Source organism: Phocaeicola sp. (genome assembly GCF_048170425.1).
Classification (GTDB): domain Bacteria; phylum Bacteroidota; class Bacteroidia; order Bacteroidales; family Bacteroidaceae; genus Phocaeicola.
In genome coordinates this window covers 1-8,600 of sequence record NZ_DBEXBB010000030.1, presented here as the reverse complement: position 1 = coordinate 8,600, position 8,600 = coordinate 1, and the positions used below count along the sequence as shown (strand labels likewise).

7 protein-coding genes are annotated in these 8,600 nt (G+C 40.1%); all 7 read right to left on the bottom strand.

Annotation, left to right across the window (positions count from 1 at the left end):
- A partial coding sequence (locus ACMJ0U_RS01210) for a hypothetical protein (protein ID WP_417127630.1) occupies positions 1-355 on the bottom strand: 355 nt, incomplete at its 3' end.
- A gap of 121 nt (positions 356-476) precedes the next feature.
- Positions 477-1,952, bottom strand: coding sequence for an IMP dehydrogenase (gene guaB / locus ACMJ0U_RS01205; RefSeq protein ID WP_417127629.1), 1,476 nt, complete (start codon positions 1,950-1,952; stop codon positions 477-479).
- 165 nt (positions 1,953-2,117) lie between these two features.
- Positions 2,118-4,301, bottom strand: a complete 2,184-nt coding sequence (gene recQ / locus ACMJ0U_RS01200) for a DNA helicase RecQ (protein WP_417127627.1) — start codon at positions 4,299-4,301, stop codon at positions 2,118-2,120.
- Between the two features lie 142 nt (positions 4,302-4,443).
- Positions 4,444-5,694, bottom strand: coding sequence for an ATP-dependent Clp protease ATP-binding subunit ClpX (gene clpX, locus ACMJ0U_RS01195; RefSeq protein WP_417127626.1), 1,251 nt, complete (start codon positions 5,692-5,694; stop codon positions 4,444-4,446).
- A gap of 30 nt (positions 5,695-5,724) precedes the next feature.
- Positions 5,725-6,396 (bottom strand): ATP-dependent Clp endopeptidase proteolytic subunit ClpP, encoded by a 672-nt coding sequence (gene clpP / locus ACMJ0U_RS01190; protein WP_148330259.1) that lies wholly within the window; start codon positions 6,394-6,396, stop codon positions 5,725-5,727.
- A gap of 156 nt (positions 6,397-6,552) precedes the next feature.
- Entirely contained in the window at positions 6,553-7,899 is a 1,347-nt protein-coding gene (gene tig, locus ACMJ0U_RS01185) for a trigger factor (protein WP_417127624.1), read from the bottom strand.
- Between the two features lie 206 nt (positions 7,900-8,105).
- On the bottom strand, positions 8,106-8,600 hold a 495-nt coding region (locus ACMJ0U_RS01180), incomplete at its 5' end, for an ABC transporter ATP-binding protein (RefSeq protein WP_417127622.1).

Below are 8,600 nucleotides of genomic sequence, written 5' to 3'. Positions count from 1 at the left end.
TCTGACGAAATCTTACCCAATTTAAAGGAGTGACTTGTTTTTTCGACACGTCCTTCTTTTCAGCTCTCAGAATTTCATTCTGCAAGACATTACATTGCAACCGGAAATCTGTTAAACTATCCCAGTTCTTTCTTTTAGCATCTGCCACTTTCAACTTATAATACAGAAAATGAGAAAAAAATTGTTCTACCGGAACTCGGCTGGCAGCATATGCCTGAGCATAATAATGCTCAAATTCTTCCACCGAAGTTTCTTCTCCATCAATCTGGAAAAGCACTCTGTGATTTTCAGCATACGAAACAGAGCATCTCAACTCCAGCAACAAACATAAGCACAACCACGCAAATCGATACATAACAGATTCAATTTATCATTTCATTAAACAAAAAATCATCCTGTTCGTCAGGCAAAACTTGCCAGAAGCAGGCTGCCTGACGTCAGAATGATTATATACGTATTATAAGTCAAAGACTATCTTACTGAGGACGACTATAGTTAGGTGCCTCACTTGTAATAGAGACATCATGCGGATGACTTTCCAGCACTCCGGCATTAGTAATACGAGTAAACTTCGCATTGTGTAATTCAGCAATGTTATGAGCCCCGCAGTATCCCATACCTGCACGCAAACCACCTACCAGCTGATAAATTACTTCATACAAAGAACCTTTATAAGGAACGCGAGCTGCGATACCTTCGGGAACGAGCTTTTTCACATCAGTAGTTCCACTCTGGAAATAACGATCTTTCGAACCGTTCTCCATGGCTTCCAATGAGCCCATTCCACGATATGATTTAAACTTACGACCATTAAAGATGATTGTGTCGCCCGGAGATTCCTCTGTACCAGCAACCAAAGAACCAATCATGACGCTATAGCCACCCGCAGCCAATGCTTTCACCACATCACCCGAATAACGCAAACCACCGTCTGCAATCAAAGGAATGCCCGTTCCTTCCAAGGCTTTTGCCACATCATATACAGCCGTCAACTGAGGAACCCCCACACCGGCAACCACACGAGTTGTACAGATAGAACCCGGACCGATACCAACTTTTACAGCATCTGCACCAGCTTCAGCTAACATTTTTGCAGCTTCACCTGTTGCCACATTTCCCACTACAATATCAATTCCCGGGAAACGTTTTTTAGCTTCTTTCAGTTTTTCAATCACGTACATTGAATGCCCGTGAGCAGTATCAATCACAATGGCATCTGCACCTGCATTCACCAATGCTTCCATACGGTCGAATGTATCGGCAGTCACTCCTACACCGGCAGCAACACGCAAACGACCTTTAGAATCTTTGCAAGCCATCGGCTTATCTTTCGCTTTTGTAATATCTTTATAAGTAATCAAGCCTATCAGCTTCCCATCCTTATCTACCACCGGAAGTTTTTCAATCTTATTTTCCTGTAGAATTTTGGACGCAGTTTCCATGTCTGTACCCGGCTCAGTTGTCACAATATTTTCCTTTGTCATCACTTCATCAATACGCTTATTCATATCTTTTTCAAAGCGCAAGTCACGATTTGTAACAATACCCACCAAGTAATTCTCATCATCTACTACAGGAATACCTCCGATTTTATATTCAGCCATCAAATCGAGTGCATCTTTCACTACAGAACCTCTCTTAATGGTCACCGGATCATAAATCATTCCGTTCTCCGCGCGTTTTACAATTGCCACCTGACGAGCTTGTTCTTCAATCGACATGTTTTTATGAATTACTCCAATACCTCCTTCACGAGCAATGGCAATGGCCATCTGTGCTTCGGTAACGGTATCCATAGCCGCAGTTACAAACGGAATTTTTAACTCAATGTTACGTGAGAACTTAGTCGAGAGTTCGACTGTTTTAGGTAAAACCTCAGAATAGGCCGGAATCAACAATACATCATCGTAAGTTAATCCGTCCATAACAACTTTATCTGCAATAAATGACATAGGGCTTTATGCTTTAGATTTTATTGCGTGCAAATATACAGAATTTTCTCAAAAAGCGAAACTGTAGTTAACATCTTTTTATGCCATCTGTACGTGACATAAAAAAGCAGCTACTTGTAAGGAACATCCATCACAAGCAGCTGCAAATATTATCAGCTAAAAAAATTAGTTAGCCATTTCAGAAATGAACTTGATACGTACCAGACGAATTTCATCCTCCGTATAATCGTCACCTAGTTCATCCATCGCATCATCTATCTTGTCAGTAACTGATTCCTTGAAATAATCATAAATGTCCTGCATATGATCTTCATCCATAATTTCTTCCAGGAAATAGTCTATATTCAATTTGGTTCCTGAATATACAATAGCTTCAATCTCATCCAGCAATTCACCAAATTCTATACCCTTAGCTACTGCAATATCATCAAGGGCCACCTTTCTATCAATACTCTGAATAATAGACACCTTCAATTTAGACTTGTTAGCGACAGTGCGTACCCTCAAATCCTCCGGACGATCAATCTCATTTTCCTCACAATGTTTCTTAATCAACTCACAGAACTCCTGCCCGTAACGCTTAGCCTTTCCGGCTCCGACCCCTGGAATGTTTTGCAATTCTTCCAATGTAACCGGATAAATTGTAGCCATCGCCTCAAGAGAAGGATCCTGGAAAATAACATAAGGCGGTACGTCCAATCTTTTCGCCATTTTCTTACGCAAATCCTTCAGCATAGAATACAACACGGGGTCAACCGCACACGAGGCTCCGCTTCTCATTGGAGTTTCATCCACTTCCTCTTCCTCAAAATCAGCATCCTCTACTATCTTAAATGATTTCGGTTTTTTCAAAAACTTATGTCCCTCTGGCGTAACTTTTAATAAGCCATAGTTTTCCACATCTTTTGCCAAGTAACCAGCTATAAGAGCCTGTCGGATGACTGCATTCCACAACCTTTCCTCTTCTCCCATGCCTGAGCCAAACACCTCTAAATCTTCATGCTTATGAGCCAGCACTTCAGATGTTTCTTTACCCAACAATATATCAATTATATAATCTTGCTTAAAATTTTCTTTTACAGCAATGATTGTTTCAATCACTGCACACAATGAATCCTGAGCCTCCACTTGTTTCTTCGGATTTAAACAGTTATCACAATTACCACAATTATCTTCCGTATATTCTTCCCCAAAATAATGTAACAAAATTTTTCTTCTACACACTGAAGATTCTGCATAGGCCGCTGTTTCCTGTAATAATTGACGTCCAATTTCCTGCTCTGAAATAGGCTTACCTTGCATAAATTTTTCCAGTTTCTGCAAATCTTTGTTGGAATAGAATGTTATACACTGTCCTTCCCCTCCGTCTCTTCCGGCACGTCCGGTTTCCTGATAATATCCTTCCAGACTCTTAGGGACATCATAATGAATCACAAAACGCACATCTGGCTTGTCAATTCCCATTCCGAATGCAATCGTTGCCACAATTACATCAATATCCTCTTTCAGAAAAGCATCCTGATTCCCGTTGCGTGTTGCAGAATCCATACCTGCGTGATAGGCACGAGCCTTGATTCCATTTGCCAATAATATCTCTGTCAACTCCTCTACCTTTTTGCGACTCAGACAATAGATAATGCCAGACTTACCTTCATTCTGTTTAATGAACTTTATAATGTCCCTGTCCACATTTGCAGTCTTCGCACGCACTTCATAATAAAGATTAGGACGATTAAATGACGAACGAAACTCCGTAGCATCCATCATGCCCAAATTCTTCTGAATATCCATTTTTACCTTAGGGGTAGCCGTTGCTGTCAAAGCAATCACAGGTGCTTTTCCAATTTCATTAATAATTGGACGAATCCGGCGATATTCCGGACGGAAGTCATGCCCCCATTCAGAAATACAATGCGCCTCATCCACCGCATAAAATGAAATCTTCACATGCCTCAGAAAATCTACATTTTCCTCTTTAGTTAAAGATTCAGGCGCCACATAAAGCAACTTTGTCTTTCCAGCAATAATATCAGCCTTCACTTGATCAGTAGCCGATTTGGTCAATGAGGAGTTTATAAAATGGGCTATACCATCTTCCTCACTAAAATTACGCATGGCATCTACCTGATTCTTCATCAGTGCAATCAGCGGTGAAATCACAATAGCAGTCCCATCCATCAACAGAGAAGGAAGTTGATAGCATAAAGACTTTCCACCTCCTGTCGGCATTAACACAAACGTATCCTTCCCTGATAATAAGTTCCGGATAATCGCTTCCTGATTTCCTTTAAAAGTATCGAATCCAAAATACTTTTTAAGTGCTGCTACTAAACTGATATTTTCCGCCATTGTCCTTGAATTTAGATTTTCATTGATTGTCGAAATTTTGTTCCCGCATGTAACAAAGTTATAAACAACTTTTCATATTACACAAATATTTCAGGGAATATTTCATCGGAAGTTTCTATTTTCTCACCAAAAAACCTTTACATTATGCCATTTGCAGACGAGAAACATTTGCCTTCCCCATTTGTTGTTTGGCATAATCCAATGTCACCGCAAAACATTCGACCTGTTGCGACGGAATTTCAAACATGACATCATTCATAATAGTCTCCACGATAGAACGTAAACCACGAGCACCTAGCTTATACTCTATTGCCTTATCCACAATATATTCAAACACTTCCGGTTCAAATTCTAATTTTACCCCATCCATTTCAAACAATTTCACATATTGCTTGACTATCGAATTTTTAGGTTCTGTAAGAATATTACGCAGCGCCGTACGGTCCAACGGGTTCAAATAAGTAAGTACCGGCAAGCGACCAATGATTTCTGGAATCAAACCAAATGATTTCAAGTCCTGAGGGGCAATATATTGCATCAAATTTCCACGATCAATCTTCACCGCTTCCTTCGCAGCACTATATCCCACTACATTTGTGTTCAAACGTTGAGCTATTTTTCGTTCAATACCATCAAAAGCCCCTCCACAAATAAACAAGATATTTTTAGTATTAACCGGAATCATTTTCTGATCCGGATGCTTGCGCCCTCCCTGAGGAGGTACATTTACGACAGACCCTTCCAGCAATTTCAACAAGCCTTGCTGCACTCCTTCTCCACTTACATCACGCGTAATAGAAGGGTTATCTCCTTTCCGGGCTATTTTATCAATTTCATCAATGAAAACTATACCCCTCTCAGCCTCCTCCACATTATAGTCAGCCACTTGAAGCAAACGAGTCAAAATACTTTCTATATCTTCTCCCACATAGCCTGCTTCCGTTAACACAGTCGCATCTACAATGGTAAAAGGTACATGAAGCAATTTAGCGATTGTACGAGCCAGCAAAGTCTTCCCCGTTCCGGTACTTCCCACCATAATGATGTTTGATTTTTCTATTTCCACATCATTCTTATCCTTCGGCTGAAGCAAACGTTTATAATGATTATACACTGCGACAGCCAAATAGCGTTTCGCATCGTCCTGGCCAATCACATACTGATCCAGGAACTCTTTAATATCCTTGGGTTTAGGGAGTTCAGACAAACTCAAATCCGATTTCGTCTGCCCCTGGTGATGCATCGCTTCTTTTACGATTTCGTGTGCCTGTTCCGCACAACTGTCACAGATACATCCATTGACCCCCGTAATCAGGAAGCCCACTTCATCTTCCGTGCGACCGCAAAAGCTACATCTTCTTTTTGAATTTCTTGAAGTCTTTTTTTCTTCCAAAGCCTATCTAGTTTTTAGTAAATCACAATATTATAATGAAGGTTTACGAGAGAGTACCTCATCAATCATACCATACTCCTTAGCCTCAGATGCTGTCATCCAATAATCACGGTCAGAATCTGCCCACACTTTATCAAACTCAGTATGAGAATGATCTGCTATAATCGTATACAACTCTTTCTTCAACTTTTGAATCTCACGAGCGGTAATTTCAATATCCGAAGCCTGTCCTTGCGCTCCTCCCATCGGCTGATGAATCATCACCCGCGAGTGAGTCAAAGCTGAACGCTTTCCTTCTTTTCCAGCTACCAGCAGCACAGCTGCCATAGAAGCTGCCATACCTGTACAAATTGTAGCCACATCACTACTGATAAATTGCATAGTATCATAAATTCCCAAACCAGCGTACACTGATCCGCCCGGAGAATTGATATAAATAGAAATATCTTTACCCGAATCCACCGAATCCAGATACAAGAGCTGAGCCTGCAAAGTATTGGCCGTATAATCGTCAATCTGGGTTCCAAGGAAAATGATACGATCCATCATCAAACGAGAAAAGACATCCAGTTGTGTCACATTCAACTGACGCTCTTCCAAAATATACGGATTCAAGTATCCAGCCTGTGACTTGATTACATCATCAAGTACCATACTGTTCATTCCGAGATGCTTGGTAGCATATTTTCTAAAATCGTCCATCATAATCTTTATATTAATTCTACAATATAAAAGAGGCTTCCAACCCCTTCCTCTGAATAAACAAAAGTACAAAACACTTCCATCTTACAGAAGAAGTCAAGTTAAAAGCCTCCCTTTTTAGAATATTTTAGCAATCAATTTTGAGAGCTGAATTGCTTACTGAAACATTTTGTTGAATTCTTCTGCAGAAACAGCTTTGTGATTCAGTGTTACCTGTCCTTTCAAAATCTCAGACAACTTAGACTCAACCACGCGGTTTACCAAAGCTTCTACACTTTCACGTTTCTTCAACATTTCTTTTGAGTAGTTTTCCAACAACTCATCAGGAACGTTAATCATACCATACTGAGCAAACTGTGCACGAGTAGCTTCCTTAGCCATGTTAGTAATATCAGCCTGTTCTACCTTGATATCGTTAGCAGCTACCAGTTTTTCTTTAATCAGGTGCCAAGTCAGTTCTTCCAAGCTCTTTTCGTAGTTTTCAGAAACGAATTCTTCACCTTTTTCCTTGTTGTTTTCCAGCATGATACGTTTCATCAGTCCGTCTGCAAACTGAAGTTTACCAACTTTTTCTGACAAGTAAGTACGTACATCCAACAAGAACTTATAGTCGCTGTCAGCTTCAAACTGTTTTGCAATTGTTTCCTTTATTTGAGCACGGAATTCTTCTTCGCTGTGAGCCTTTCCTTCACCCAATACCTGGTCGAACAGTTCCTGAGTCAAGTCACCCGGAATCATACGAGTGATTTCTTCAATCTGGAAGCTGAAGTTGCCTTTGTAGTTAGCTACTTCTTCTTTCTTCACTTTCAACAGAGAAGCCAATTCTGCCTCGTTGTTATCGAAAGCAACTGACGGGTTAAATACCAATACAGTATTTACCTTTGCACCGTTGAAGATAGCTTTCTGGTCATCGTTTTTCATGTATGAAGGCATCATTACGGCACCTTCTACCTGCAAACCACCTTCTTTTGTATTGCCGTTTTCATCCAGTTCAGCCAACAGACCTTTCAGCATATCCTTATCCTGGTAGTCTTCAACCTTGTCATACTTAGCAGTACGCTGTCTGTACATATTTACCTGCTGATCTACCATTTCGTCAGTTACATTAATATCATAGTAGTCAACAGTATCATTATTAGACAATTCTACATTGAATTCAGGAGCCAATGCAATATCGAAAGAGAATTCAAAATTCTCATCAGTTTCAAAGTTTGCGTTATTTTCCTTCGGCAGAGGAGTACCCAGCATGTTTACTTTGTTTTCACGGATATACTCACCTACTTTTTCCTGCAACAGTTTGTCAACTTCTTCCAACAATACAGAAGTTCCGTACTGTTTTTTAATCAATCCCATAGGAACCATTCCCTTACGGAATCCTGGCATATTTACTCTCTGACGAAGAGTTTTCAGTGCTTTTTCAACTTTTTCCTGATAATCAGCTTTTTCAATCTGAACAGTAAGCACAGCGCTTACGTTGTCTACATTTTGCAATGAAATATTCATTTTCGACTTATTTATTTAATTATTAATTATTTCTCGTATTTATCAAAAGAGGTTGCAAAAATAATGTTTAATCTTTCAATAACCAAACTGACAAGCTAAAAAATCTTTACGGCTTCTGAATCCTTGTCAACCATCCAAATAAAAACGGCAGAAAGCATATCCACCTTCTGCCGTTCCCTATTATTTCAACCTGACTCTTGTCAATATCAAACTTTACGGGCCTTGCTATTTTCCTCTTTCTTCACCTTCTGCAACAAGTCTGAAGCAAAGATGAAGTTATTCAACCGCTCGTTCGTAGCATTGAATACCTCGTCTTTTGTTCCTTCCCATTCCTTGTGACCCTGGTAAATATACAATATGCTTTCACCAATACCCATCACAGAGTTCATATCGTGCGTATTAATGATTGTCGTCATATTATATTCTTTGGTAATATCATGAATCAAATCATCAATCACCAACGACGTCTTAGGGTCAAGACCAGAATTAGGTTCGTCACAGAACAAGTATTTTGGTTGCAAAGCAATGGCACGTGCAATAGCCACACGCTTCTGCATCCCCCCACTGATTTCTCCAGGATATTTTGACTGCGCATCAATCAAGTTCACACGGTCCAGACAAAACTGTGCCCGCTTCACCCGGTCACGGTAAGTATCATTAGAGAACATATCCAGTGGGAACATCACATTTTCCAGCACAGA

Excerpts from the sequence above, each read along its gene's own strand:
- guaB (WP_417127629.1), bottom strand. The coding sequence starts at position 1,952 with ATGTCATTTATTGCAGATAAAGTTGTTATGGACGGATTAACTTACGAT.
- recQ (WP_417127627.1), bottom strand. The coding sequence starts at position 4,301 with ATGGCGGAAAATATCAGTTTAGTAGCAGCACTTAAAAAGTATTTTGGA.
- clpP (WP_148330259.1), bottom strand. The coding sequence starts at position 6,396 with ATGGACGATTTTAGAAAATATGCTACCAAGCATCTCGGAATGAACAGT.
- tig (WP_417127624.1), bottom strand. The coding sequence starts at position 7,899 with ATGAATATTTCATTGCAAAATGTAGACAACGTAAGCGCTGTGCTTACT.